1 protein-coding gene is annotated in these 275 nt (G+C 65.8%); it reads left to right on the plus strand.

Going from position 1 to position 275, the window contains the following annotated elements; translation table 11 throughout:
- Positions 1-275: putative PEP-binding protein (locus EOD29_RS31675; RefSeq protein WP_348630470.1), on the plus strand; the 275-nt coding region annotated here is incomplete at both ends.

Raw genomic sequence — 275 nt, forward strand, 5'->3', positions numbered from 1 at the left:
CGCAGACCACCTTCGGCATCTCGCGCGACGACGCCTCGGCCTTCATCCCCACCTATCAGCGCAAGGGCATCATCGAGCACGATCCCTTCATCTCGCTCGATTTCGACGGCGTCGGCGAATTGATCAGCATCGCCGCCGAACGCGGCCGGCGCACCCGCAACGACATGAAGCTCGGCATCTGCGGCGAACATGGCGGCGACCCGGCCTCAATCCGCTTCTGCGAGACGATCGGCCTCGACTACGTCTCCTGCTCGCCCTTCCGCGTGCCGATCGCC

Source organism: Mesorhizobium sp. M1A.T.Ca.IN.004.03.1.1, assembly GCF_003997555.1.
Classification (GTDB): domain Bacteria; phylum Pseudomonadota; class Alphaproteobacteria; order Rhizobiales; family Rhizobiaceae; genus Mesorhizobium.